The organism is Phycicoccus avicenniae, from assembly GCF_050496545.1.
Lineage (GTDB): Bacteria > Actinomycetota > Actinomycetes > Actinomycetales > Dermatophilaceae > Phycicoccus > Phycicoccus avicenniae_A.
Genome location: NZ_JBNVZV010000027.1, coordinates 1 through 24,230, shown reverse-complemented (window position 1 = coordinate 24,230; position 24,230 = coordinate 1). Strand labels below are relative to the sequence as shown.

The 24,230-nt window shown below is 72.8% G+C and carries 25 protein-coding genes; 9 read left to right on the top strand and 16 right to left on the bottom strand.

Annotation, left to right across the window (positions count from 1 at the left end):
• Positions 1–1,221, top strand: coding sequence for a hypothetical protein (locus ACQZ2A_RS18100; protein WP_430213877.1), 1,221 nt, complete (start codon positions 1–3; stop codon positions 1,219–1,221).
• Here ACQZ2A_RS18100 and ACQZ2A_RS18095 read toward each other — a convergent pair.
• From ACQZ2A_RS18095 to ACQZ2A_RS18055, 9 genes are read right to left on the bottom strand one after another with little or no spacing between them, the layout of a single operon-like run.
• The gene (locus tag ACQZ2A_RS18095; RefSeq protein ID WP_430213875.1) at positions 1,210–2,694 is read right to left on the bottom strand and encodes a hypothetical protein; all 1,485 of its coding nucleotides are present in this window, start codon (positions 2,692–2,694) and stop codon (positions 1,210–1,212) included. The two genes, ACQZ2A_RS18100 and ACQZ2A_RS18095, sit on opposite strands and share 12 nt — an antisense overlap.
• Positions 2,681–3,625, bottom strand: a complete 945-nt coding sequence (locus ACQZ2A_RS18090) for a glycosyltransferase (RefSeq protein ID WP_430213874.1) — start codon at positions 3,623–3,625, stop codon at positions 2,681–2,683. Before ACQZ2A_RS18090 ends, ACQZ2A_RS18095 begins: the two co-directional genes overlap by 14 nt.
• Positions 3,622–4,755, bottom strand: coding sequence for a non-hydrolyzing UDP-N-acetylglucosamine 2-epimerase (gene wecB / locus ACQZ2A_RS18085; RefSeq protein ID WP_430213872.1), 1,134 nt, complete (start codon positions 4,753–4,755; stop codon positions 3,622–3,624). Before wecB ends, ACQZ2A_RS18090 begins: the two co-directional genes overlap by 4 nt.
• Positions 4,755–5,855 carry an NAD-dependent epimerase/dehydratase family protein gene (locus ACQZ2A_RS18080; protein WP_430213870.1) on the bottom strand — a complete coding sequence of 367 codons (1,101 nt, stop codon included), beginning with the start codon at positions 5,853–5,855 and terminating at the stop codon, positions 4,755–4,757. Before ACQZ2A_RS18080 ends, wecB begins: the two co-directional genes overlap by 1 nt.
• Positions 5,852–6,895: a polysaccharide biosynthesis protein gene (locus ACQZ2A_RS18075; protein ID WP_430213868.1), complete on the bottom strand. Its 1,044-nt coding sequence runs from the start codon at positions 6,893–6,895 to the stop codon at positions 5,852–5,854. The genes ACQZ2A_RS18080 and ACQZ2A_RS18075 overlap by 4 nt, the downstream gene beginning before the upstream one ends.
• On the bottom strand, positions 6,892–7,842 hold the full coding sequence (locus ACQZ2A_RS18070) for an NAD-dependent epimerase/dehydratase family protein (RefSeq protein ID WP_430213866.1): 951 nt from the start codon (positions 7,840–7,842) through the stop codon (positions 6,892–6,894). The genes ACQZ2A_RS18075 and ACQZ2A_RS18070 overlap by 4 nt, the downstream gene beginning before the upstream one ends.
• Positions 7,835–9,079: a glycosyltransferase family 4 protein gene (locus ACQZ2A_RS18065; protein WP_430213865.1), complete on the bottom strand. Its 1,245-nt coding sequence runs from the start codon at positions 9,077–9,079 to the stop codon at positions 7,835–7,837. Before ACQZ2A_RS18065 ends, ACQZ2A_RS18070 begins: the two co-directional genes overlap by 8 nt.
• Positions 9,076–10,050 (bottom strand): MraY family glycosyltransferase, encoded by a 975-nt coding sequence (locus ACQZ2A_RS18060; RefSeq protein WP_430213863.1) that lies wholly within the window; start codon positions 10,048–10,050, stop codon positions 9,076–9,078. Before ACQZ2A_RS18060 ends, ACQZ2A_RS18065 begins: the two co-directional genes overlap by 4 nt.
• The gene (locus ACQZ2A_RS18055) at positions 10,047–11,846 is read right to left on the bottom strand and encodes a polysaccharide biosynthesis protein (protein WP_430213861.1); all 1,800 of its coding nucleotides are present in this window, start codon (positions 11,844–11,846) and stop codon (positions 10,047–10,049) included. Before ACQZ2A_RS18055 ends, ACQZ2A_RS18060 begins: the two co-directional genes overlap by 4 nt.
• A 124-nt stretch (positions 11,847–11,970) precedes the next feature.
• Between ACQZ2A_RS18055 and ACQZ2A_RS18050 the strand changes: the two genes are divergently transcribed.
• A complete protein-coding gene (locus ACQZ2A_RS18050; protein ID WP_430213859.1) occupies positions 11,971–12,546 on the top strand; it encodes a low molecular weight phosphatase family protein in 576 nt (191 codons plus the stop codon).
• A 19-nt stretch (positions 12,547–12,565) separates the two neighbouring features.
• On the opposite strand, the gene ACQZ2A_RS18045 is transcribed toward ACQZ2A_RS18050, so the two are convergent.
• On the bottom strand, positions 12,566–13,957 hold the full coding sequence (locus ACQZ2A_RS18045) for a polysaccharide biosynthesis tyrosine autokinase (protein ID WP_430213857.1): 1,392 nt from the start codon (positions 13,955–13,957) through the stop codon (positions 12,566–12,568).
• A 150-nt stretch (positions 13,958–14,107) separates the two neighbouring features.
• On the opposite strand from ACQZ2A_RS18045, the gene ACQZ2A_RS18040 reads away from it, so the two are divergent.
• Entirely contained in the window at positions 14,108–15,064 is a 957-nt protein-coding gene (locus ACQZ2A_RS18040; RefSeq protein ID WP_430213855.1) for a hypothetical protein, read from the top strand.
• A 191-nt stretch (positions 15,065–15,255) separates the two neighbouring features.
• On the opposite strand, the gene ACQZ2A_RS18035 is transcribed toward ACQZ2A_RS18040, so the two are convergent.
• From ACQZ2A_RS18035 to cysC, 5 genes are all read right to left on the bottom strand, one after another.
• Positions 15,256–15,549: a HigA family addiction module antitoxin gene (locus ACQZ2A_RS18035; protein WP_430213853.1), complete on the bottom strand. Its 294-nt coding sequence runs from the start codon at positions 15,547–15,549 to the stop codon at positions 15,256–15,258.
• A gap of 14 nt (positions 15,550–15,563) precedes the next feature.
• Positions 15,564–15,845 (bottom strand): type II toxin-antitoxin system RelE/ParE family toxin, encoded by a 282-nt coding sequence (locus ACQZ2A_RS18030; RefSeq protein WP_430213851.1) that lies wholly within the window; start codon positions 15,843–15,845, stop codon positions 15,564–15,566.
• 73 nt (positions 15,846–15,918) lie between these two features.
• Complete coding sequence (locus ACQZ2A_RS18025) at positions 15,919–16,698, bottom strand: 3'(2'),5'-bisphosphate nucleotidase CysQ (RefSeq protein ID WP_430213849.1); 780 nt, start codon at positions 16,696–16,698, stop codon at positions 15,919–15,921.
• Entirely contained in the window at positions 16,695–17,672 is a 978-nt protein-coding gene (locus tag ACQZ2A_RS18020; RefSeq protein ID WP_430213847.1) for a sulfite exporter TauE/SafE family protein, read from the bottom strand. The genes ACQZ2A_RS18025 and ACQZ2A_RS18020 overlap by 4 nt, the downstream gene beginning before the upstream one ends.
• Entirely contained in the window at positions 17,662–18,789 is a 1,128-nt protein-coding gene (gene cysC, locus ACQZ2A_RS18015) for an adenylyl-sulfate kinase (protein WP_430213845.1), read from the bottom strand. Before cysC ends, ACQZ2A_RS18020 begins: the two co-directional genes overlap by 11 nt.
• A gap of 102 nt (positions 18,790–18,891) precedes the next feature.
• Here cysC and cysD point away from each other — a divergent pair, with 102 nt between their 5' ends.
• From cysD to ACQZ2A_RS17985, 6 genes are all read left to right on the top strand, one after another.
• The gene (gene cysD, locus ACQZ2A_RS18010; RefSeq protein ID WP_430213843.1) at positions 18,892–19,812 is read left to right on the top strand and encodes a sulfate adenylyltransferase subunit CysD; all 921 of its coding nucleotides are present in this window, start codon (positions 18,892–18,894) and stop codon (positions 19,810–19,812) included.
• Positions 19,812–21,053 carry a sulfate adenylyltransferase subunit 1 gene (locus tag ACQZ2A_RS18005; protein WP_430213842.1) on the top strand — a complete coding sequence of 414 codons (1,242 nt, stop codon included), beginning with the start codon at positions 19,812–19,814 and terminating at the stop codon, positions 21,051–21,053. The genes cysD and ACQZ2A_RS18005 overlap by 1 nt, the downstream gene beginning before the upstream one ends.
• A gap of 4 nt (positions 21,054–21,057) precedes the next feature.
• Positions 21,058–21,870, top strand: a complete 813-nt coding sequence (locus ACQZ2A_RS18000) for an exodeoxyribonuclease III (protein WP_430213840.1) — start codon at positions 21,058–21,060, stop codon at positions 21,868–21,870.
• A gap of 202 nt (positions 21,871–22,072) precedes the next feature.
• The gene (locus tag ACQZ2A_RS17995; RefSeq protein ID WP_430213838.1) at positions 22,073–22,678 is read left to right on the top strand and encodes a helix-turn-helix domain-containing protein; all 606 of its coding nucleotides are present in this window, start codon (positions 22,073–22,075) and stop codon (positions 22,676–22,678) included.
• A gap of 37 nt (positions 22,679–22,715) precedes the next feature.
• Positions 22,716–23,420 (top strand): B3/B4 domain-containing protein, encoded by a 705-nt coding sequence (locus ACQZ2A_RS17990; RefSeq protein WP_430213836.1) that lies wholly within the window; start codon positions 22,716–22,718, stop codon positions 23,418–23,420.
• Complete coding sequence (locus ACQZ2A_RS17985) at positions 23,417–23,722, top strand: antibiotic biosynthesis monooxygenase family protein (RefSeq protein ID WP_430213834.1); 306 nt, start codon at positions 23,417–23,419, stop codon at positions 23,720–23,722. The genes ACQZ2A_RS17990 and ACQZ2A_RS17985 overlap by 4 nt, the downstream gene beginning before the upstream one ends.
• Positions 23,723–23,747: 25 nt before the next feature.
• Here ACQZ2A_RS17985 and ACQZ2A_RS17980 read toward each other — a convergent pair whose 3' ends face one another.
• The gene (locus tag ACQZ2A_RS17980; protein ID WP_430213832.1) at positions 23,748–24,110 is read right to left on the bottom strand and encodes an NUDIX hydrolase; all 363 of its coding nucleotides are present in this window, start codon (positions 24,108–24,110) and stop codon (positions 23,748–23,750) included.
• Between the last annotated feature and the right edge of the window lie 120 nt (positions 24,111–24,230).

Here is a 24,230-nt window from a genome sequence, read left to right as displayed (position 1 = left end):
GTGGCACGTACCGGCGGCAGCCGCGGCGTGGCCCTGGGCGTCGTGGACCAGGCGCTGTCCTCCGCGAGCAACGTCCTCGTCCTGCTGGCCGTCGCACGCACCTCGGACATCGAGCTCTTCGGGCTCGTGGCCGTCCTGTTCCTGGCCGTGTCGACGGCGCTGGCCGCAACGCGCGGCAGCCTCGGCACCCCGATCCTCCTCACCGGTGGTCGCGAGGAGGCCGGCTACCGCACGGAGGTGACCGGCGCGCTCGTCGCCGCGCTGGCGGTGGGTCTGGCGGTCGGGGTGCTCGTCGCGGTGGTGGGGGTGCTCGTGGGCTCGCCGCTGGTCGGTGCCGTGCTCGGCCTCTCCCTCCCGGTCGTGCTGCTGGAGGACGTGGCGCGCTTCGCCGCGCTGGCCCGCGGTGACCAGCTCGGAGCCGTGGTCTGGGACGGGGTGTGGGCGCTCGGGTCGGTGCTGGTCTTCCTGGCGACCGTCGTGCGACCGGACGGCATCGGGCCCGTGACCGTGATCGGCGTGTGGGGCCTCCTCGGCCTCCTGGCCGCGGTCGGTCTCGCGATGCGGGGTCGGTTGTCCCTGCGCCGACCGTCGCTCGGCAGCTGGTGGCGCCGCGATGGTTCGGGTCGCCTGCAGTACGGCACCGAGGGTCTGCTCGGGGCCGTCTCCTCCCTCGCGGTCGTCAGCGGCGCCTCGCTGCTCATCGGGGCCGACGCGTCGGCGGCACTGCGCGGTGCGGGCACGCTGCTCGGCCCGTTGAGCGTCGTGATGGCTGCCGTTCCGCTCGCCGTGGTGCCGCGGGCCGCGCGCGCGTCGGACGACCCGGCGCGGACCTGGGCGACCCTGCGGCGGATCGGCTTCGCCCTGACCGGGTTGGCCCTCACGGTCTGCCTCGTCGCGCTCGTGCTGCCCGATGCGGTGGGACGGCTCCTCCTGGGTGACACGTGGAGCGTCGCCGGTCCGCTCCTGCCCATCACCGGGCTGGAGTACGCGGGCCTGGCGTGGATCTCGGTGACCTACACCCTCTTGCGCTCGCACGGGCAGAGCCGGACCCTGCTGCGCACCCGCGTCGTGCACTCCGTCGCGTCGCTCGTGCTCGCGCTCGGCGCCGCCGCGGTCTGGGGGACCGCGCCGGCGGTGGCCTGGGCGCTGGTCGTCACGGCGGCCGGGGTCGCGCTCCTCGTCCGACGGATGGCCCGGCCGGAGGCCCTCCTAGCGGACTGAGACGCGTGTGCGCGCCGCCGACCCGGGGGCACGTCGTCGACGGCGTCGGAGGCTCTCGGTCGGGCTGGTGGCGAACCACGAGATCCCGAGGATCACCCAGAACGCGCCGATGCCGGAGAGCAGCGAGCCGCGGAGCAGCACCACGCTGTAGGCGGCGACCGCGGGCGTGACGAGCATCGCCCAGGTCACCGACCGTCCGGGCGCCCGTCCTCGGAACCGCTGCGCCCAGGTGGCCGCCATGCTCAGCAGCACGAAGAACGTCGCGACGAGCAGCAGGCCGCCGTCGGTGTAGGTCTCGACCCAGAGGGGGGACGAGACGTTGGTCTGCGGGAACCCGACGAACTGCGTGAGCAACGCGCCGGTGTTGACGGGCTTCTCCGACCAGAGGCTGCGTGGGACGAAGAACCCGGCGACGCCGAGCAGCTGGTGTCCGTGGGTGCCGCCGGTCGCGTCGACGTAGTCGATGACGTTGGACATCTGCACGGAGGCGTCGTAGTCGAGCTTGTTGACGAACAGGTAACCGAGGGGTTGGGAGACCGCCACCTCGTCGGCGTACCGGTAGCGGTCTGCGTACGGGAAGACGACGAGGAGCGCCAGGAGGACGGCGGACAGCGTGACCCGGTACCCCCGAGCCGTGCTGGTGCGGAACAGGCTGAACAGGATGCTCAGGATGATGGTCCCCGTCCAGAAGCGGGGGTTGCTGATGGGGTTGCCCACGAAGAGCGTGACGCTGCCCAGCAGGACGAGCAGGGCGATCCACGACGGCCGTCGACGCAGCTCGCGGTGCGTCTGCAGGACGGCGATCACGGCCAGCAGGGCGACCAGGGGGAGCGCGTTGGTCACGGCGAGAAGGATGCCGCCGGTCACCTTCGACTCATCCGTGATGAGGCCGCTGGCGCTCAGGCCGGCCGTGCGCTGGGACCGCGGCGCCAAGAAGCTCGCCGGACCTCCGAGCAGGAGCACCAGCACAGGCATCGATGCGAGCGTCACCACGCCCAGGACGAGCGTGCGCCCCGGAGACACCCGTCGGCCCTGCGGGTCTGCAGTGGGGAGGTTGCGCGGTTTGAGCAGCACCTTCCCCAGGTCGTAGGCCAGGAAGCCGACGAGGGCGAGCATCGCGGCTCGTTCGTACGTCGAGGTGCTGATCGACACGTCGTAGGGGTTGAGGCGGGCCGTCATCTGCGCCCATCCTGCGAGACCGATCCAGCCGTAGGAGAACGCCCAGAACATCGTGTCGAACCACAGCGGGGCCCCGCGGCGCAGCAGCACCGCGAGGTGCACTCCGGCGTACGCCAGCACCAGCCACTGGCCGACGAGCGCCAGCTCGCTCAGCTCCTGGGTCGCGTCCCCGAGGAAGATGAGGGGCAGGACGAGGCAGAGCAGCGCGATCGCGACGAGGAACAGACCGTCGGCGCGCCTCGGGACGCCGGGCGCGTCTGCGACCCGGTTCGTCGCCAGCTCAGCCGAGACCATGGAGGAACCCTGTCAGGCGAGCGGCCCATTCCGCACGCCGGGCGTCCCGTGTCGCGGCGTCCTCGAGCGCGTGGGGTGCCCGGCCGTCGTACTCGTCGAGCGCCTCGAGGGCGCCGGCGACGGACCGCGGGTCGCTCGAGTCGAAGCGGGGCATCGGCTCGCCGTCGAGCAGCTCGTCGTGCGCCCTGATGCGGCTGCACGCCACCGGGCGGCCGAGCGCCCTCGCCTCGAGCAGCGTCATCGGCGAGGCCTCGACCGACGACGGGAGGAGGACGCCCCGGGACCGCGCCATCGCCCGCAGGGCCCCTGGCCGGTCCACGCCACCTCCGTGGTGGGTCAGACCCTCGACGGTCGCGGCGAGGTCTGCGAGCGAACCGTCCACCGCCGGGCTGCCGGCGCTGGTGACGATCGTGAGACCGGTCCGACCTCCCCGACGGCGGTACTCCGCGTACCCACGGGCGAGTGGGACGAGGTGCCGGTAGCCGTGGGCCGAACCGATGCTCACGAAGTGGTTGCCGGGCGCGGCAGCCTCGGGCAGGACCTCCTCGAAGCCTGTGTCGAGGACGTTGTGCAGGACCTCGCTGGTCGGACGGCGACGCGGCAGGGGCGGAATCGCCCCCGAGATGCGGACCAGAGCCCTGGCCCGTGCCGCGACGAGGGTGGAGGCGAGCCTGAGCGTCCGCTGGAGGGAGCGCTCCTCAAGGGACGGCGGGCCCCAAGGAAGCGCGTTCTGCGGCATCCAGACGAACGGGTGCAGCAGTGCGGACCGCGAGCTCGGAACGTTGCGGGGGACGAGGGGCACGGTGGCGGGACCGGGGGTCGTCGTCAGCACGTCGTCCGATGCCGCCGCGAACGCGAGGTTGGCGATGACGGCGCCACCGCCTCCGGACCACTGGCCCGCGGCATCGACGTGGAAGCGCGCCGTGCTCACGAGGGGCGGATGCCCGCCCAGGCGTGGTGCCGCCGGGCCGTCGAGAGGATGAAGTTGGCGGTGCGCTCGCTCGTGTTGTCGATGAGGTAGTCGTCGGGGGTGAGGTGGCCGACCCCGTCGCGCGTGTGCCCGGAGGCCATGGCCACCGCGACCGCCTCGACGACGTCGTGGGCGTCGAGCCCGGTCATGAGGATGCCGCCGGTGTCGAGGGCCTCGGGGCGCTCGATCGAGTCGCGCAGGGTGACCGCCGGGAAGCCGAGCAGGGTCGACTCCTCGGCGATGGTCCCGCTGTCGGACAGGCAGCACGCGGCCTTGAGCTGGAGGTGGTTGTAGTCGTGGAAGCCCAGCGGGTCGCTGAACGTGACGCCCTCCGGCTCGGACCACTCGGGGAGGGCCTCGAGCCGCTTGCGGGTGCGCGGATGGGTGGATACGAAGACCGGCAGGCCGAAGCGCTCTCGGACGGCGACGAGGCAGTCGAGGAGGGCGCGCAGCCGCTCGGGGGAGTCGACGTTCTCCTCGCGGTGCGCGCTGACGAGGAAGTAGCCGCCCTCCTCGAGCCCGAGCCGCCGGAGGACGTCCGAGGCGAGGATCTGGTCGCGGTAGGCGTCGAGCACCTCGCGCATCGGGGAGCCGGTCTTGATGATGCGGCGGGGGTGCAGGCCCTCTGCGAGGAGGTTGCGCCGGGCGTGCTCGGTGTAGACGAGGTTGAAGTCGGCGACGTGGTCGACGAGTCGCCGGTTGGTCTCCTCCGGCACGTTCTCGTCGAAGCACCGGTTGCCGGCTTCCATGTGGTACACCGGGATTCGCAGGCGCTTGGCCATCACGGCGGCGATGCAGGAGTTGGTGTCGCCGAGGACGACGACGGCGTCCGGGCGCTCCTCGAGCATCACCTTCTCCGCCGCGACCAGCGTGCCGCCGAGGACCGCGCCGAGGGACGAGGTGTCGACGCCGAGCATGTGGTCGGGCTCGCGGATGCCGAGGTCGCGGAAGAAGACCTCGTTCAGCGCGTAGTCGTAGTTCTGCCCGGTGTGCACGAGCACGTGCTCGACGGTGGCGTCGAGGCGGGCGATCACGCGCGAGAGCCGGATCAGCTCTGGGCGGGTGCCGACGACGGTCATGACCTTGAGCATCAGGCGCCGGTCTCCTGGGTGACGGGGTGGGGGAAGGTGTCGGGCGCGTCGGGGCGGAAGAGCTCGTGCGACCAGAACTGGGTGAGGAGCACATCATCCCCGGTGTTCGTGATGTTGTGCGCCCAGCCCACGGGCATGTCGACCGCGCACGGCGCCTCGCCGCTGACGGGGAACTCGACGACCTCGTCGTGGAACATCCGGCGCAGGGCGATGGTGGCCGTGCCCTGCACGACGGCGAAGCGCTCGATCTTGGTCAGGTGGTAGTGCTCGCCGCGGGTGACGCCGGGCACGGTGGTGGAGATGCTCGACTGGCCCTCGCCGCCCCGGCTGCGGACGGTCTCGACGAAGGTGCCGCGGGCGTCGGAGTGCGGCTGGAGGGGGAGCGGGTAGCGCTGCGGGAAGAGCGCGGTGCGGTAGGTGTTGAACAGCGCGATGCGGAAGGGCGTCGAGAGGTCGGGGAACTCGCCCGTGGAGTAGCTCGCCTCGAACTCGTGGAGGAGGTCGAGCACCTCCTGGACGCCGACCTCGGTGCCCCGCGGGTCGAGCCGCTCGGCGTCGGTGGTGAGCGCGTCGAGCAGGCTCTGGGCGGCGTCCTGCACGTGCAGCAGCTCGACGGCGCGGTCGGTGACCTGCGGGGACTCGCCCTTCGCGACCGCGTGGACGAAGGTCGCGACGAAGCTGTTGTACCGGGGCCGTCCGTGCTCGCCGAAGATGTTGGGGAGCCGGACGTCGACGACGGTGTGGCCCTCGGTGCGCAGGGCGGCCAGTCGGCCTGCCGCGCTTGCCTTCCCACTGCCGTAGGGCGTGCCGTTGCCGTCCTGGATGGAGTTGGCGTACACCACGCGCACCGGCCGGCCGGCCGCGCGCACGGCGGCCGCGACGTCGTCGGCGAGCCGGACGTTCCCCTGCTCGACCTCCTCGTCGGTGCCCCGGTTCACGCCGGCGACGTGGAGGACGGCGTCCGCGTCCGCGACGAGGGAGGCCAGCTCGCCCCACGTCTCGCGCGACACGGGGACGACCTCGTGCTCGCCCTGGGCGTGGGCCCGCAGGCGGGTGTGCCAGCCGAGGAAGCCGGCCGCTCCGGTGAGGACGACCTTCATGCGCGGGTGCCCTCGAGCACGGCGCGGATCTCCGGCAGCGTGCGCAGCATGGCCTCGGTGTCCTCGACGCCCATCTGCTCGGTGGTCGTCGAGTCGTACTCGTCGACGACCGCGCCACCCGGCTCGCCCCGCTCGACGTAGATCCCGTAGTCGAGGGCGCGGGCGTCGAGCGAGACGCGGAAGTAGTCACCCTGGTCCTCCGAGCGCGACGTCTCCTCGCGGGTCAGCAGCGTCTCGTACATCTTCTCGCCGTGACGGACCCCGATGACCTGGATGTCGGGCTCGCCGAACCCGAGGACGCGCGAGGTGGCGCGAGCCAGCGTCTCGACGGTGCAGGCCGGCGCCTTCTTGACGAAGAGGTCGCCCGGCACGGCGTGGAGGAACGCGTGCTCGACGAGGTCGACCGACTCCTGGAGGGTCATGAGGAAGCGCGTCATCGACGGGGCGGTGAGGGTGAGGGGTTTCCCGGCTTCCAGGAGCTTCACGAAGAGCGGGATGACCGACCCGCGTGAGTACATGACGTTGCCGTACCGGGTGACCGACACGGTGGTGGCCGACTCGGGGTGGTTGCGGGCGAAGGCCTGGGCGGTCTTCTCCATCAGCGCCTTGGACATGCCCATCGCGTTGACCGGGTAGACCGCCTTGTCGGTGCTCAGGCAGACCACCGAGCGCACCCCGGCGCGGTGCGACGCCTCGATGACGTTGTGGCTGCCGACGACGTTGGTCTTGACGGCCTGGTCGGGGAAGAACTCGCACGACGGTACCTGCTTGAGGGCCGCCGCGTGGAAGACGAAGTCGGCACCGGTGACGGCGTTGCTCACGCTCTCGAGGTCCCGGACGTCACCGACGAAGAACTTGACGCGAGGGTCCCCGAGCCGCTGACGCATCTCGTCCTGCTTCGCCTCGTCCCGGCTGAGGATGTTGATGCGGTCCACGCCGCGGTCGAGCAGGTGGGCGACCATCGTCGAGCCGAACGATCCCGTGCCGCCGGTGATGGTCACGGCGCTGCCGCTGAACGGGCTGGTGCTGGCGTCGGTCATCGCTCTCCTTGGTCGTCTGGCTCTGCCCTGCGCGCGACGGTCTCGCCCAGTCGTTCCCAGTCCTCGATCTGCGTGACGGGCCGCCAGCCGTGGTTCTCCAGCCAGCTCGGTGCCTGGTCCTGACCGAGCCACAGGACGTCGAGCCGGCGCGCCAGGGCACCGATGCGCCCATGGGCCCGCCCGGCGAGCGAGGCCCCGGCGAGCACCGTCCGCGCCACCGGCATCGGTACCCGGCGGGGGCGTGCGCCGCCGCCCAGCAGCTCGAGGAGGTGGCGGGTGGTCACGCCAGCGGAGGGGTGGTGCACGACAGAGGGGAGTGGAGCCTCGATGAGGGCCAGCTCTGCGACGGCGTCCGCGACGTCGGCGAGCAGCGCCTGCGGGCTGTTGGCATCTCCGCTGCCGGCGACCGTGCGGAACGGGCCACGGGCGAGAGAGGTCAGCCGCCTCGTGACCGCCCGGTCCTCTCCGTGGACCCCGGCCGGGCGGTAGACGACCGCAGCCGGGTCGGCCGCGAGGACGAGCCGTTCGCCTTGGGCCTTCGCCCGTGCGTACGGGGTGACCGGCGCGACCTCCCGGGAGGAGTCCAGCACCGGGCGGCGGCCCTGGACCGCCGCGCTGCTGATGTGGACGAACCTCACCCCGAGATCGTGACAGGCCCGCGCGAGCAATCCGGGCAGCAGGGCGTTCGCGCCGAGCAGCGCTTCCTCGTCGTCGGCGCCGGCGTCGGACAGGCCGGCAGCGTTGACCACTACCGAGCATCCGCGAAGCCGCTCCTCGACAGCCGCGGGAAGACCAGCGGTCGCTGCCTCGTCGAGGTCAGCAGGGGAGACCGTCAGGCGAGGTGCGCCGACCGGCACGACCGCGACGCCTCGCCCGCGGAGGGCGGCCGCCACGGCCGATCCGACGAAACCGCTGGCGCCGACCACGGCGACCTTACGCTCAGCCATCGGCCACCGCCTCGCGAAGGACACGGTCGAGCATCGCGCTCACGGTGGCGCGGGAGAAACGGTGCTCGTACGTGCTGCGTGCCGTGCGGCCCATCTCGGCACGAGCTTCCAAGGGGAGCTCAGCGAAGCGCGCGATGGCGTCGGCCAGGGCGCGGGCGTCGCCGGGCGGGACCACGATTCCCGACCCGGAGTCGGCGATCACCGAGGCGGCGTCACCTCGGACCGCGCCGATGACCGGGTGCCCCGCTGCGAGGTTGGCCTGCAGCTTGGACGGGAGTGTTGAGCGGAGCAGCGGGACGTCCTTGAGCGTCACGAGCTGGGCGTCCGCCAAGGCCAGCACGGTCGCGATCTCCTCGAACGGCTGCGGCGGGACGAACCGGACGTTCGTCAGTCCTCGGTCGGTGACCGCGGCCTTGAGACGCGCCTCCGCCACACCCGACCCGACGAGAGCGACCAGGATGTCGTCCCGGTCTCGCAGCAGGGCTGCCGCGTCGACGACCGTGCCGAGGTCCTGGAGCTCGCCGAAGTTGCCCGCGTACATGACGACGGTCGGTGCCTGCAGCCCGAGCTCCGCGGCCAGGCTCTGGGACCGTGGGCGCGGGCCGAAGTGCTCCTCGTCGGCCCAGTTGGGGACCAGGCGCAGCTTGTCGGCTGGAACCCCCCGTTCTTCCAGGATGTCGATCATGCCGGGAGCGGAGACGGCTACCGTCGTCGATCGGCGATAGGTCAGCGCGCAGAAGCGGTGCAGCAGCCTCTCGACAAGGCCGGCCCGCGTGGACGCGACGAAGCCGCTGGCGGTCACGCTGTCGGGCCACAGATCCTGGATGTGCAGCACGACCGGCCATCGGCGGAAGGGCCCGAGCACGAGAGCCGGGAGGGCCGTGGTAGCCGGGGAGGAGTAGACGTACACGACGTCGACACCGCGAGCACCGCGCAGCGTCGTGAGGATGCCGGACAGGGCGAAGCTGAGGTAGGTCGCCATGCGGCGGGAGGCGCGGGCGTCGTGGCTCGGGAAGATCGGGCCGCGGTGCACCGTGACGCCGTCGATGAGCTCGCGCTGGTACAGGCGGTTCCGATACTCCGGAAAGACTTTGCCGAGGGGGTAGATGGGCACGCCGGTCACGACGTGGACCTCGTGGCCGAGGTCGCGCAGTGCTCGGGCCACCACGCCCGGGTGGCCGGCGGCGCCGCCCTCCGGGTCGTACCACTGGGTCAGCATCAGGACGCGCAGGCTCATGAGGCCACCGCCCGGGGAACCACACGCGGCGCGACCACGAGGAACCCGACGACGGCCACCGCCGAGGCCACCAGACCCGGCAGCCAGCCGCCGAGGAAGGCGCCCACGACGACGGCTGCGGCGGCGGCCATCGCGAACGACACCACCCAGTGCGGCAGGCCGTGCCCGTGGACGAGGCGCTGGTAGGCGTGCTCGCGGTGCGCCTCGAGCAGCGGCTCGCCGCGCCGGCGCCGCCGGACGAGGGTCGTGGCGGTGTCGGCGGCGAAGAGGAGGTAGGGGGCGGCGAGGCAGCCGATGACCTCCGGGCGCCACGCGTCGGCGCCGGCGGACAGACCCGCGGTGACCGAGAGACCGGCGAGGCCGCCGAGGAGGTAGCTGCCGACGTCGCCCAGGAACATCCGGGCCCGCGGGGCGTTCCACGGCAGGAAGCCCAGCGCCGCCCCGCTCGTGAGGGCACCGAGCACGGACAGCGGCGCCGACCCGAGGGCCTGACCCGCCAGCAGCGCGCCGACTCCACCGACGACGGCGTGGGCGGCGCAGATGCCGTTGATGCCGTCCATGAAGTTGACCATGTTCACGGCCGCCGGCACCACGAGCGCCCCGACGACGAGGCCGAGCGCGCCGCCCACCACGAACCCGGCGGCGGCGCCGACGACGACCTGGGCCAGCAGCCGGGGGACCGGCGGCAGCCCCCGCACGTCGTCGAGGAGGCCGACCAGGGCGAGCACGAGGGATGCGCCGAGCAGCACCCAGGTGTCGGCGGGCCAGGCGTCACCGGTGAGCGCCACCAGGACCGCGGTGACCACCGTGCCCACCACGAGGGCCAGGCCCCCGCCGCGGGGGGTCGGCACCGTGTGCGAGGAACGGTGGTTCGGCACGTCGAGCCGGTGCCGGAGCACAGGGAGGAGCAGACCGGCGGTCACGGTGGTCGCGAGACCACACCCGACCCCCGTCAGGAGCAGAGACGTCACGGGCGAGAGCTCACCGGCCCGGTCCCCGAGTACGCCACGAGCCAGGAGCGCACCTCGTCCGGAGCGGGGGTGTGCAGCCCCTCGGGGTCGAGTCCCGGTACCTGGACGGCGGTGATGAGCGGGTGGCCCGCGTCGTGGACCTCTTCGGCGGGGGAGAAGAGCTCCTCGCTGAGCTTCTCGCCGGGGCGCAGCCCGGTGAAGACGATCTCGACGTCGCGGCGGCCCGACAGGCCGATCATGGTGCGGGCCATCTCGGTGATCTTCACCGGGGTACCCATGTCGAGCACCATCACCTCGCCGCCGGTACCGATGCTGCCGGCCTGGAGCACGAGCTGGCAAGCCTCCGGGATGAGCATGAAGTAGCGCTCGACATCCGGGTGGGTGACGGTGACCGGCCCGCCACGGCGGATCTGCTCGGTGAAGGAGAGCACGACCGAGCCGCGCGAGCCCAGGACGTTGCCGAAGCGGACGCTGATGTAGCGCGCACCGGGCTCGTGGGCGTCGGCTGCCGCGGTGAGCCGCTCGGCGATGCGCTTGGACCAGCCGAGCACGCACGACGGGTTGGCGGCCTTGTCGGTGGAGATGTTGACGAAGGTCTCGACGCCCGAGCGGCGGGCGGCGTCGATGACGTTCGCCGTGCCGAGGACGTTGGTCTTCAGCGCCTCCTCGGGGTGCCGCTCGAGGAGCGTGAGGTGCTTGAGGGCGGCGGCGTGGAACACGACGTCGGGCTTCGTGCGCTCGAACACCTCGCGGAGCGCCTCGACGTCGCGGATGTCGCAGAGGACGAGGGAGTCGGTGTCGAGGAGGCCGTGGCCCTCGATGGACATCTGGGTGGCGTGCAGCCCCGACTCGTCGCGGTCGAGCATGAAGAGCTGCCCGGGGAAGAAGCGGGAGATCTGGCGGCACAGCTCGGAGCCGATGGAGCCGCCCGCGCCGGTGACGAGCACGCGGCGCCCGGAGAGCTGCTCGGAGATGAGTGCCATGTCGAGGTCGACCGGCTGGCGGCCGAGCAGGTCGGCGACGTCGAGGTCGCGCAGGTCGCTGGCGCTCGGGCGCTGGCCGAAGAGCTCGCGGACCGGCGGCAGGACGAGCACCGAGAGGTTGGCCTCGGCGGCGAGCGCCGAGACCTCGCGGACCACCTCGGCGGACGCGCTGGGGGTGGCGATGACGAGGGTGTCGGCGGCCAGGCGGGACGCGACGGAGACGAGGTCGGAGCGGCCGCCCCGCACCCTCACCCCGGAGATGGCCAGGCGGCGCTTGGCGGGGTCGTCGTCGAGCAGGGCCACGGCCTGGATGCCGCTGCCGGGGTCGCGGACCAGGCTCCGGACGAGGAGGCGGCCCCCGGCGCCGGCGCCGAACACGATTGCGCGGCGGTCCCCGGCGGTCGAGCGGGTGCGCCGGGTCGAGCGGGCGCGGACGAGGAAACGTGCAGCGAACATCGCGGTGAGGGCCAGGACCGTGCCGCTGACCGGCACGCTGCGCGGCAGCTGGATCAGGTCGATGACCGCGACGCAGATCCCGAGGACGATGCCGCTGAGGACGGTGGTGCGGCCGAGCTCGCCGGCCTCCTCGAAGGACCCCAGCTCGTGGCTGACCGCGTACGGGCCGGTGAGCCAGCCGATGGCGACCTGGAGGACGGCGACGAGGACGGTGCCGATGAGCAGCCCCCGCGCGAACTCGTACGGGATGGCGAAGTCGAGGCGGAGGGACGCCGCCAGGGTCAGAGCCGCAGCCCACAGCACCACGTCGACGGCCGTCCAGCGGAGTCGAGTGGCGAGAGCGCGACGGTAGGACAAGTGGTGGGCCCCTAGGTTCGAGAGAGAGTGCGCACAGCGCTGGTTAGGGTTGGGCCTGCTGCCCGTCGGTGACGTGGCGCCCCCTGCTCCGACGTGCGGAAACGATGGTACCCGAGGTGAAGAAGTGAACGGTCGAGGACACGTGCTCGTGGTCTGCACGGGCAACGTGTGCCGGTCGCCCTACCTCGAGCGGCGGCTGCGCCAGGAGCTCGCGGGCACCGGCATCGAGGTGTCGAGCGCCGGGACCCAGGGCCTGGTGGGCCGCGACATGGACCCCGGCAGCCGGGAGCTCCTCGTGCGCGCCGGCGGCAGTCCGGAGGGGTTCGCGGCGCGCCTGCTGACCGAGGAGCTCGTGGCCGGCGCCGACGTGGTCATTACCGCCGCTCGTGAGCACCGGGCGGCCGCCGCCCGACTGCACCCCGCCGCGCTGCGTCGCACCCTGACCCTGCGCGACCTCGCCGACCTGCTCGAGGGCGTCGGGCCCGAGGACCTCTCGCCGGAGCCGACCGACCGATCGTGGGTGCGGCACGTCGTCGATGTCGCCACCGCGCGCCGGGGCCTGGTGCCCGCGCGGCAGGAGGGCGTCGACATCACCGACCCCATCGGGCACGGACCGGCCGTGTTCGAGCAGATGGCGGCCGAGATCGACGCCGCGATCGTCCCCGTGGTCGCCGCCCTGCGGGGCGGCACGCGGGCCTGAGAGCAGCCCGCGGCCCCGGTCAGGCGCGGCCGACCCGGCTGCGGTCGCGGCGCAGGGCGGCGTCGTCGGGCGTCTCGTACGAGTACCCGTAGCCGTAGGTGCCGGCGCCCCGCGGGGGCACGCGGTTCATCACGACGCCCAGCACCTTGCCGTCGACCGAGGCGAGCGTCTCGAGGGTGTGCGCCAGCTGGTCGCGGTCGACGAGGCCGGAACCGGCCACCACGATCGCACCGTCGGCGAGCTTGGAGAGCACCACGGCGTCCGTGACCGGCAGGGTCGGCGGGGCGTCGATGATCACGTAGTCGAAGCGGCGCACGAGGTTCTGCAGGAGGCTCTGCATCGAGCTCGAGCCGAGCAGCTCGGAGGGGTTCGGGGGGATGCGGCCGGCGCCGAGCACCCAGAGGTTGGTGCCGCCGTACGGCTGGATGACGTCGATGACGTCGGCCTTGTCGATGAGCGCGTCGGTGAGCCCGACCGAGCCCTCGAGGCCCATGTACTCGAGCACCTTCGGGCGGCGCAGGTCGGCCTCGATGAGGCAGACGCGCGCGCCGGCCTGGGCCATCGTCAGGGCGAGGTTCGCGGTGAGCGTGCTCTTGCCCTCGCCCGCGAGCGAGGAGGTGACCACCAGGGTGCGGGGGTGGTTCGCGGCGTCGACGAACTGGAGGTTCGTGCGCAGCGCGCGGAAGGCCTCGGCGCGCGGCGAGCGCGGGTCGACCTCGACGATGAGCGGCCGCTTCTGGGCGTCGGGGTCGTGCTGGATGGCGCCGAGGATCGGGGCGTCGGTGATCTGCTTGACGTCGTCGGCGGTCTTGATGCCCTTGTCGAGGACCTGGCGCAGCACGGCGAGGCCGAGGCCGAGCAGGAGGCCGAGCACGGCGCCGAGCGCGACGTTGCGCAGCGGCTTGGGGCTGACCGGGCCGGCCGGCGTGGTGGGCGGCTGGACGACGGTGACCTTGACCGGGCTGGACTTGGCGCCCTGGGGGCTCTCGAGCTCGGAGACGGCCGCGGGGAACTCGGCGGCGATCGCCGTGCCGATGGCCCGGGCCCGCTCGGGGTCGGAGTCGCGGACGGCGACCTCGATGAGCACGGTGTCCGGGGGCGTGGTGGCCGTGACCTGCCGGGCGACCGAGGTGGCGTCGCCGCCGACCGCCTGCGCGACGGGGTCGAGGATGCGCGGGGTGGAGAGCAGCTGGGTGTAGGACTTCACCCGCTGCTGGGTGAAGGTGCTGCCCTGGAGGAGGCTGACGCTGTCCTCGGACCCGGTGGTGGAGACGAAGAACTGCGTGGTCGACTCGTACTGCTTGGTCGAGGTCAGCGTCGCGACCGTCGAGAGGAAGACCGCCGCGAGCACGACGAGGACGATGACCCGCCAGCGCTTGCGCACGACGAGCAGGTAGTCCTGGAGTTCCACGTGTGTCGTCCTCGAGATCGCGTCGGCCCGGGCCCCTGAACCGGATGTCCGTCGTGAATCGTAGCCCCACGCGGCACGCACGTCGCGATGGCCACGGCTTCCTCACGTGTTTGCGTTGAGCGGTGCCCCTCCGTCGTGGATGCTGGCCCGATGGACCGCCGATCGCTGCTCACCGCGGGTCTCGCGGCCTTCTTCGTGCTCGACCTCGTGCTGGTCGTGTGGGCGGTCCGCTGGTCCTCGACGCCGACGGCCGCCGTGGCGAGCCCGGCAGGGGGGAGCCCGACCCCCTCGTCGTCGATGACCACCACCCCGGTCGGGGAGCCGTCGAGCACCCCGAAGCCCACCCCGTCGCCCAGCGCCTCGCCCTCCTCGCCCGCCACCACCACCGCGCTGACCCGCTTCGTGGTGGCCGCCTCCGCCACCGAGGCGTGGGTCGCGGACACCGGCTCGTGCGAGAAGCCCGGCGCGGTGCGCGTCACCGCTGACGGCGGCGACTCGTGGTCGAGCCGGACCGCCCCGGGCGCCGTGACGCGCATCCGGCCGGCGTCGGGCACCGAGGCGTTCGTCATCGGCGGGGACGGTGGCTGCGACCTGCGGCTCTGGACCACCGACGACGCCGGCCGCTCGTGGGGCGACCCCGGCAGCGCGGGCCGCGGGTGGGCCCGCGTGCCCGAGAGCGGCACCGGGGTGCACACGCCCCGCGACGAGGTCGCCCGCCCGTGCGGCAAGACCCGTGTGCTCGACCTCTCCGTCGACGGCGCCACCCGCGCGACCGCCCTGTGCTCGGGCGGGCAGCTGCGCGTCACCACCGACAGCGGTCAGTCCTGGGAGGACGGCGCCTCCGTCGAGGGAGCGGTGTCCGTGGCCGGGCGCGAGGACGGCACGGGGGTCCTCGCGGTCGTCACCGCCGAGTGCCCCGGCACGGTCGTGAGCGCCTTCGAGGGCACCGACGTCACCGAGGGCACCTGCTTCGCGGATGCGGTGCCGGCGGCCGGGCGCACCTCGGTGTCGGTCAGCGGGAAGGCGGTCTGGCTGGTCGCCGGGGACGCCGTGTGGCGCACCACGACCTTCGGCGGCGACTGGGCGTCGGCGGGCTCGTTGCGCTGACGCCGCCCGCCGCTCCGGCGCCGGCGGTCAGGTCGAGAGGTCGGGCGCGTCGAGCGGGAACATCCGCGTCATCACCGTGACGACGCGGAAGTTCGGTGGGGGCGGGGATGCATCCCTGTCGCAGGCCAGCTTCCGCGTCATCACCGTGACGACTCGAATCCTCCGGCTCCGCCGCGGCGAATGCGTCTCGGTCAGGCGCTCTGCAGCGGCTGGATGTCGTCCAGCGCGCCCCCGAGGTGGTCCTTCTCGATCTCGAGGTCGTAGCGGGTCTGCAGGTTGAGCCAGAACCGGTCTGTGGTGGCGAAGTAGCGGGCCAGCCTCAGGGCGGTGTCGGCGGTGATCCGGCGCTTGCCGTGGACGATCTCGTTGATCCGCCGCGGGGGGACACCGATGGAGACGGCCAGCCGGTGCTGGGTGACGTCCAGCGGGACGAGGAACTCTTCGAGGAGAACCTCTCCGGGGTGGATGGGCGCGATGGTCGCCATGTGTGTGCCTCCTTCTAGTGGTAGTCGACGATCTGGACGCCTTCGGGACCGGCGGGGGTCCAGACGAAGCAGATGCGCCACTGCTGGTTGATGCGGATGCTGTGTTGACCGGCGCGGTCACCTTTGAGTGCTTCGAGCCGGTTCCCGGGCGGGACTTTGAGGTCGTCCAGGACTTCGGCGGCATCGAGCATGACGAGCTTGCGAAGGGCGGTGCGTTCGATGCGGGGGTCCAGTTTCCTGGTGCGTTGTCGTGCCCAGAGACGTTCGGTGGGTGCGTCCCCGAACGACCTGATCACCTACTGAGCATAACGCCACGCGTTATGTTCCGTCCATCCGTCGCCGGCCGCCCGTCCGGGTGGTCGGGACCGGTCAGGCCGGGAGGTCGAGGGCGTCGAGTGCCTCGCGCACCGCGCCGGCCACCTCGGGCCGGGCGATGACCAGGTCGGGCAGCCACGGGCTCTCGCGGTTGTACTCCAGCGGCGAGCCGTCGACCCGGGTGGGAGCGAGCCCGTGCCCGAGCGCGACGGCCACCGGAGCGGCCGAGTCCCACTCGTACTGGCCGCCCGCGTGCACATAGGCGTCGACCGTGCCGTCGAGGACGGCCATCGCCTTGACGCCCGCCGAGCCCATCGGCACCAGCTCGGCGCCGAGGCGCTCGGCCAGGGCGACGACGAAGGCCGGGGGTCGGCTGCGGCTGACCGCGAGGCGCACGGGTGACGGGGCGCCGTCCTCACCGGTCGGCCGCTCGGGGAGGGGCGCGGGCCGGTCCATCCGGTGCACGACACCGCGGGCCGGGATGCCGACCGCCCCCGCGACGAGCCTGCCGTCCTCCCACAGCGCGACGTGCACGGCCCAGTCGTCGCGCGGCCGCTCGGAGAACTCGCGCGTGCCGTCGAGCGGGTCGACGATCCAGACCCGGTGGGCCGCGAGCCGGCGTGGGTCGTCGGCGCCCTCCTCGCTGAGCACCGCGTCGTCCGGGCGCAGGCTCGCGAGGAGTCGGACGATCAGCTCGTGCGCGGTCTCGTCGCCGAGGTCCTTGAGCTCGTGGCCCTCGAGGTCGGCCCGCTCGGCGCGCACCGCGACCAGCGCCCGGCCGGCCTCCTCCGCGACGGCGGCCGCCACCTCGTGGTCGTCGGGTCCGTCGGTCATCGGGGTGCCTTCTCGGGGTCGGTGCTGCCGGGGAGGTCGCCGAGGTCGGGGTCGGCGGCGGGGGAGTGGTTGCGGTGCGGGGTGAAGGCCGGGAGCCCGTGCGCGCGGCGCAGGACGGCCCAGGCCAGCGGGCCGAGGACGAGCAGGGCGGCCCCGATGGCGCCGACGGTCATCGGGGGGACCTTGAGCAGGCTGAGGCCGGTGAGCGTCAGCACGATCACGATGCCGCGGCGGATCGCCGACCCGGGCACCCACGCCGCGAGCCGCGCGCCGACGAACGTGCCGGGCGTACCGCCGAGGACCAGCGGGATGAGCACCGCCCAGTCGATGCCCGAGACGATGACGTGCGAGACGGCCGCCGCCAGCACGAGCGGCACGGCCTGCACGAGGTCGGTGCCGACGAGCTTGCGCGCACCCAGGCCGGGGTGGAGCAGGAGCAGCGAGACCATGATGATCGAGCCCGACCCCACGCTGGTCAGGCCGACGAGCAGCCCGCCGATCGCGCCGACGACGACCGTGGCCACGACGCGCACCGGCACCTCGCCGTCGGGCGAGCTGCGGCCCCAGTGGTGGAAGACCGTGCCGTAGATCCGCAGCGTGTACGTGGCGGCGGCGAGCAGCAGGGCCACGCCGATCGCCAACCGCAGGAACGCTTCCCGCTCCTCGGCCGACCCCACCGCATGGACGATGAAGGCGCCGGCGAACGCGAACGGCACCGAGCCGATCATCAACAGGCGGGCCAACCGCCAGTTCGGTGAGCCGTTGCGGGCGTGGACCGTGGCCCCGACCGACTTGTTGATGGCTGCCGCCACGAGGTCGTTGGCCACGGCTGCGGTCGGCGGGATGCCGAGGAAGACCAGCGCGGGAGTCATCAGGGCTCCGCCGCCCATCCCGGTCAGCCCGACGACGATGCCGACGAGGAAGCTGACGGCGAGCAGCGCCAGGGCGGCACCGGAGATCAGGTCATCGGGCACTGCGGTCTCCTGCGGTGAGCGAGTGGAGCAGGGCGAGGACCTCGTCGACGCACTCCTCGACCGGGCGCCCGGTCGTGTCGATGCGCAGGTCAGGGTGCTCGGGGACGTCGTAGGGAGCGGAGATGCCCGTGAAGTCGGGGATCTCGCCGCGGCGGGCGGCGGCGTAGAGGCCCTTGCGGTCGCGGCGCTCGCACTCCTCGAGGGGGGTCGCGACGTGCACGAGGACGAACCGCCCGCCGCGGGCCGCGACCGTGGCGGCGACCTGGGCGCGCACGCCCTCGTGCGGGGCGATCGGGCTGCAGATGGCCAGGCCGCCGTGGTGCGCGACCTCCGCGGCGACCCAGCCGATGCGCCGCACGTTGGTGTCGCGGTCCTCGCGGGAGAAGCCGAGGCCCGCGGTGAGGTGGTGGCGGACGCGGTCGCCGTCGAGGAGCGTGACCCGCGTGCCCTCCTCGACGAGCCGGGCCGCCACCGCGCGGGCGATGGTGGACTTGCCCGAGCCGGAGAGGCCGGTGGCGAGCAGGACGATGCCGCCCGTGGGGGTCGTGGCCGCGGCCGGCGTGCCGTCCCCGAGGTCCTCGACACCCAGCGTGGCGAACAGCGCGCGCAGGCGCTCGTCGTCACCCTGCGGCACCGGGACGACGTGGACGCCGGCGCCCGTGCCGCGGGCGGCCGTGACGGCGGCCCGCACGGTGTCGTTGCCCGAGGCGTCCTCGTCGAGCGAGGTCGAGGCGAGGACGAGCAGGTCGGTGCCGTCGGGCACCCGCTCGGGCAGGTCCGCGGGGGAGGCGACCACGAGCAGGGGCCGGCCGGCGAGCGCGGACGCATCGTGGAGGTGGAGGGACTGGAACGGGCGGGGCGAGGGCTCGGCGAGCCACTCGGGGCGGCCGGTGACGCGGCCGTCGCCGTCGTCCCGGAGGTCGGTGAGCCGGGCGACGGGCACGCCCTCGGGGTCGAGGAGCACGAGGGCGCCGTCGGCCAGGGCCTTCTCGAGACGGTCGGCCGGCAGCGTGAGCGGGCGCGGCCGGGCATCCGGGCCGTAGAGGCCGCGCCGGAGCACGTCGAGGTCGTCGAGGTGCTGGCGTGAGGGAGTGAACACCCCTGCGGTGTCGGTCACGGGCCCAGTCTGCACGGATGCGCGCGTCCAGTCTCCGGATCCGCGTCAGATGGACTCCGGGCCGCAGGTACTGTCGGAGCGCCCGGACCGAGAGGACACACGGTGACATCACCGCAGGCCAGTGCCGACTACCGGCTCTCCCAGCTGGAGGAGCTCGAGTCGGAGTCCATCCACATCTTCCGCGAGGTCGTCGCCGAGCTCGAGCGCCCCGTGCTCATGTTCTCCGGCGGCAAGGACTCCATCGTCATGCTCCGGTTGGCGGAGAAGGCGTTCTACCCCGCGCGGCTGCCGTTCCCGCTGCTCCAGGTCGACACCGGCCTGGACTTCCCCGAGGTGCTCGCCACCCGCGACAGCTGGGTCGAGCGGCTCGGGGCGCAGCTGGTGGTCGCGTCGGTCGAGGAGGCCATCGCCACCGGCATCGTCGTCGACGACGGCAAGACCAGCCGCAACCGGATGCAGACCGCCACCCTCCTGGACGCCATCGAGAGCAACGGCTTCACCGCGGCCTTCGGCGGCGGCCGGCGCGACGAGGAGAAGGCCCGCGCCAAGGAGCGCGTGTACTCGCACCGCGACGAGTTCGGCCAGTGGGACCCCAAGAACCAGCGCCCCGAGCTGTGGTCGCTGTACAACGGGCGGCTCCACGAGGGCGAGCACCTGCGCATCTTCCCGCTGTCGAACTGGACCGAGCTCGACATCTGGCACTACCTGGCCCGCGAGGAGGTCGAGATCCCCTCGATCTACTTCGCGCACCAGCGCCGCGTGTTCGAGCGCGACGGGATGCTCCTCAGCGAGAGCCCGTTCAACCCCTGCCGCGACGGCGAGACCGTCACCGAGCGCACCGTGCGGTTCCGCACCGTTGGCGACCTCAGCCTCACCGGGTGCGTCGAGAGCACCGCGTCCACGCTCGAGGAGATCGTCGAGGAGGTGGCGCTGGCCCGGGTCACCGAGCGCGGTGCCACCCGCGGCGACGACCGGTTCTCCGAGGCCGCCATGGAGGACCGCAAGAAGGAGGGCTACTTCTGATGGACCTGCTCCGCTTCGCCACGGCCGGCTCGGTCGACGACGGCAAGTCCACCCTCATCGGGCGGCTGCTCCTGGACTCGAAGGCGATCTTCGAGGACCAGCTGGAGGCCGTCGAGGCCACGTCGAAGACCAAGGGCTACGACTACACCGACCTCGCGCTGCTCACCGACGGGCTCCGCTCCGAGCGCGAGCAGGGCATCACCATCGACGTCGCTTACCGCTACTTCGCCACTCCGCGACGGAAGTTCATCATCGCGGACACCCCCGGGCACGTGCAGTACACGCGCAACATGGTCACCGGTGCCTCGACCGCCGACCTCGGGCTGGTGCTCGTCGACGCGCGGCAGGGGCTCACGGAGCAGTCCCGCCGGCACGCCGTCATCCTGTCGCTGCTGCGGGTCCCGCACCTCGTGCTGGCCGTGAACAAGATGGACCTCGTCGACTTCGACCAGGAGGTCTTCGAGCGGATCCGCCAGGAGTTCGTCACCTTCACGCAGCGGCTCAACGTGCCCGACCTGGCGGTCATCCCGATCTCGGCGCTCCAGGGCGACAACGTGGTGACGCGCAGCGAGAAGATGCCCTGGTACGAAGGGTCTTCGCTGATGCACCACCTCGAGAACGTGCACATCGCCTCCGACCGCGACCTGCGCGACGTCCGCTTCCCGGTGCAGTACGTCGTTCGGCCGAAGTCGGACGAGCACCACGACTACCGCGGGTACGCGGGGCGCGTGGCGTCGGGCGTCCTGAAGCCCGGCGACGAGGTGATGGTGCTGCCGAGCGGCCTGACCAGCAGGATCGCGGGCATCGACTCGTACACCGACCAGGTGGAGGAGGCGTTCCCGCCGATGTCGGTCGTGGTGCGCCTCGAGGACGACCTCGACGTCTCGCGCGGCGACATGATCTGCCGCGTCAAGAACGCGCCGGAGCCCACCCAGGACGTCGACGCGATGGTCTGCTGGATGACGCGCGAGCCGCTGCGCCCGCGCCAGAAGCTGGCCATCAAGCACACGACGCGCTCGGCGCGGGCGGTGGTCAAGGACATCCAGTACCGGCTCGACATCAACACGCTGCACCGCGATGCCGAGACGCGCGAGCTGGGGCTCAACGAGATCGGCCGCGTCGTGCTGCGCACCACGCAGCAGCTGCTCGTCGACCCGTACGAGCAGAACCGGACCACCGGCTCGTTCATCCTCATCGACGAGGCCACCGGCAACACCGTCGGCGCGGGGATGATCAACTAGGTCCGTGCTCCTCGTCTCCGCCAACGTCAACGGGATCCGTGCTGCGCTGCGGCGCGGCGGCATCGACTGGCTGGTCGCCAGCGGTGCCGACGTGATCGCGCTGCAGGAGGTGCGGGCGGATGACGCCCAGCTGCGAGATGCCCTGTCCGACAGCGTGTTCGCCGGGTGGGAGGTGGCGCACTCCCCGTCGTCCGTGAAGGGCCACGCCGGCGTCGCGGTGCTCACGCGGCACGCGGTCAAGGACGTGCGCACCGGCGTGGGTGACGAGTTCGACGGCCAGGGCCGGTGGCTGGAGGCGGACGTCGTCGTCGACGGCGAGGTCGTCACGGTGGCGTCGGCCTACGTGCACACCGGCCAGGCGGGGACGCCGCGCCAGGAGGAGAAGGAGCGCTTCCTCGCGGCGGTCGGGGACCGGGTGGGGGAGTGGGCGGCCGACGGCCGGCTCGGTGTCGTCACCGGCGACCTCAACGTGGCGCACACGCAGGACGACCTGAAGAACTGGAAGGGCAACCGCGGCAAGGCCGGGTTCCTGCCGGCCGAGCAGGCCCACCTCGACCGCTGGGGCGCCGAGCACGGGCTGGTCGATGTGACGCGCCGGCTGCACGGTCCGGGGCCGGGGCCGTACACCTGGTGGTCGTGGCGCGGGCAGGCCTTCGACAACGACTCCGGGTGGCGCATCGACTACCAGCTGGCGACGGCGCCGCTGGCCGCGCGGGCCGTGCGGGCCTCGATCGGGCGGGCGGACTCCTACGCGGAGCGCTGGAGCGACCACGCGCCGGTACTCGTCGAGTACGCGGTGGGCGCAGGCGCGGTGTAACGCCTTCCGGCCTCTGGTGTTCGGACCGGGTCGAGGTGATGCCGGGCCGTCTGGCGGGGCGGTTCCACCTCGAACCAGCGGTGGTGCGGATCGGGTCGAGGTGATGCCGGACCGTCTCGGGTGCCTCTTTCACCTCGACCCGGAGGAGCTGCCCCTCCCGGAGGTCCCTCATGGTGCACTCGAAGTGCACTATTATGCACTCATGGACGAGCAGGCGGCCGCTCTTGCGGCGACCATCGGGTCCCGTGTGCGCGGGCGCCGACAGGCCAAGGGTTGGACCCTGGACCAGCTGGCAGGCGCCGCCGACGTGAGTCGTCGGGCGGTGGTAAACGTCGAGCAGGGGGTGGCCAACCCCAGCGTCGGGACGCTCCTGCGCCTCAGCGATGCGTTGGGTGTGGGGCTGCCGGTACTTGTCGGCCCCGCGGAGCCGCTGCCCGTGGCGATGACGCGGGCCGGTGAGGGGGCGGTGCTGTGGAACGGCGAGCACGGCGGCCGAGCGGTTCTCGTTGCCGGCACCGAACCTCCGGACGTCGCCGAGCTGTGGGACTGGACCCTGGCCGTAGGGGAGTGCCACGAGAGCGAGGCGCATGCCGCTGGGACCCAGGAGCTCATCCAGGTGCACGCCGGGACGTTGACGCTGGGCGTCGGCGACCAGAGCCTGACCCTGTCGCCGGGCGACGCCGTCGCGTTCTCGGGGGACGTCGCGCACCGGTACGCCAACGAGAGTGGTTCGCGAGTCCAGTTCTCCCTGGCCGTCTTCGAGCCCGGGGTGGGTGCGTCCCCGACGTCGGAGGCATCCCATGGCTGAGCACGGGACCGCTGTGGCACGCCTCGTGGGTGCCCGCGTGAGCGCCGACGTCCTCGCTCTCCGTCCCGACTACCGGGCTCTCCTGCTGGTGGCCACCGGGCTCGTCCCGGGGCAGGGTGAGGCGGGGGCCGAGGCCCTGCTGCGCCGTGCCGAGGCGCACGCCATCACCCTGCTCGAGGACCGGCCGGTCGAGGAGCTCGCGCACGTCGCGTCGTGGCGCGAGGCCTACCGGGCCTTCGGCGCCAAGCCGCAACGCACCCGCAACAGCCTCGAGGCGCTGACCCGACGGGCGCCGAGCGGACTGCCCCGCGTCAACCCCCTGACCGACGTGTACAACGCGATCTCCGTCCTGCACCAGGTGCCCGTCGGCGGGGAGGACCTCGACGCCTACCGGGGCAGCCCGAGGCTGGTGCGCGCCGACGGCACCGAGGCCTTCGACGCCACCTCCGACGGCCAGGAGGTGCTCGAGCACCCGGAGGTGGGCGAGGTGGTCTGGTGCGACGACGCGGGCGTGACCTGCCGGCGCTGGAACTGGCGCCAAGGACGACGGACGGCGCTCCGCGCCGACACCACCAGCGCGCTGTTCATCGTCGACGCGCTCGACGCGGTGAGCGACGCCGACCTCCGGGCGGTCGCCACCTCGCTCTCGGACCACCTCCGCGACCTCGGCCCCGACGTGCGGGTCGCCGAGCGCCTGATCGGTCGGGTGACGCGGACCGACCGGGGCGAGGTGCCGTCGTGATCTGTGTCCAGTTCGTCTTCCGGCCGGGCACCTACGACGAGGTGTTCCACCGCCTCGACGGCGAGATCGACGAGTACGCCCGCTCCCTGCCCGGGTTCGTCCGGACCGAGACCTGGACCATGCCCGACCAGGGGCTCGTCAACGCGATCTACTACTTCACCGACCAGCAGGCCTTGGCACACCTCGCCCGCTTCCCCGCCCACCGAGAGGCCAAGGGGCAGGTGCGCCGCTGGTACGAGGCCCACCACGTCGTCGTCACCGAGGTGAAGGCCACCTACGGCGACGGCCCGTTGACCGGCTGATGCCGTGAGCCGGCAGCGGTCGTCGTCAGCCGTCGCGCCGGGGGTGCAGCGGCCACCAGTGTCGCTCTGCGAGCAGCGTTCTCGCTGATGCCTCGTCGAGCCACCGACCGTCCGGCTCGACGCCCTGCGGGGCTACGCACTGCCAGACGGTGAAGTGCGCGACGGGCACCGGCCACGGGTAGTGCGGAGTGGGGTCGGGGACGGTGTTGCGCACGTACCCCAGCAGCCGTGCGGGCGCGTGGCGTCCGAGCACCCGCTGCGCCAGCCCGGCCAGGGCCTCGTCCGGTGTCTCTTCACCGACGGCGGCGTTCGGGAGGTCGGGGCCTGCCCCGTCGGCTCGGGGCACCGTCAGCACGGAGCCGTCACGGCTGAGGAGGAGCCGCACCACGCACGTGGGCTCGGGCGCGCGGCCCTCAGGGCCGGCCAGGACGACCTCGGCGTGGGGGGGGGGGGGGGGGGGGGGGGGGGGGGGGGGGGGGGGGGGGGGGGGGGGGGGGGGGGGGGGCGG

Excerpts from the sequence above, each read along its gene's own strand:
- ACQZ2A_RS18070 (WP_430213866.1), bottom strand. The coding sequence starts at position 7,842 with ATGGCTGAGCGTAAGGTCGCCGTGGTCGGCGCCAGCGGTTTCGTCGGA.
- ACQZ2A_RS18005 (WP_430213842.1), top strand. The coding sequence starts at position 19,812 with ATGGACCTGCTCCGCTTCGCCACGGCCGGCTCGGTCGACGACGGCAAG.
- ACQZ2A_RS18075 (WP_430213868.1), bottom strand. The coding sequence starts at position 6,895 with ATGACCGACGCCAGCACCAGCCCGTTCAGCGGCAGCGCCGTGACCATC.
- ACQZ2A_RS18025 (WP_430213849.1), bottom strand. The coding sequence starts at position 16,698 with ATGACCGACGGACCCGACGACCACGAGGTGGCGGCCGCCGTCGCGGAG.
- ACQZ2A_RS18035 (WP_430213853.1), bottom strand. The coding sequence starts at position 15,549 with ATGGCGACCATCGCGCCCATCCACCCCGGAGAGGTTCTCCTCGAAGAG.
- ACQZ2A_RS17995 (WP_430213838.1), top strand. The coding sequence starts at position 22,073 with ATGGACGAGCAGGCGGCCGCTCTTGCGGCGACCATCGGGTCCCGTGTG.
- ACQZ2A_RS18040 (WP_430213855.1), top strand. The coding sequence starts at position 14,108 with ATGGACCGCCGATCGCTGCTCACCGCGGGTCTCGCGGCCTTCTTCGTG.
- ACQZ2A_RS18065 (WP_430213865.1), bottom strand. The coding sequence starts at position 9,079 with ATGAGCCTGCGCGTCCTGATGCTGACCCAGTGGTACGACCCGGAGGGC.
- ACQZ2A_RS18095 (WP_430213875.1), bottom strand. The coding sequence starts at position 2,694 with ATGGTCTCGGCTGAGCTGGCGACGAACCGGGTCGCAGACGCGCCCGGC.
- ACQZ2A_RS18080 (WP_430213870.1), bottom strand. The coding sequence starts at position 5,855 with ATGAAGGTCGTCCTCACCGGAGCGGCCGGCTTCCTCGGCTGGCACACC.
- wecB (WP_430213872.1), bottom strand. The coding sequence starts at position 4,755 with ATGCTCAAGGTCATGACCGTCGTCGGCACCCGCCCAGAGCTGATCCGG.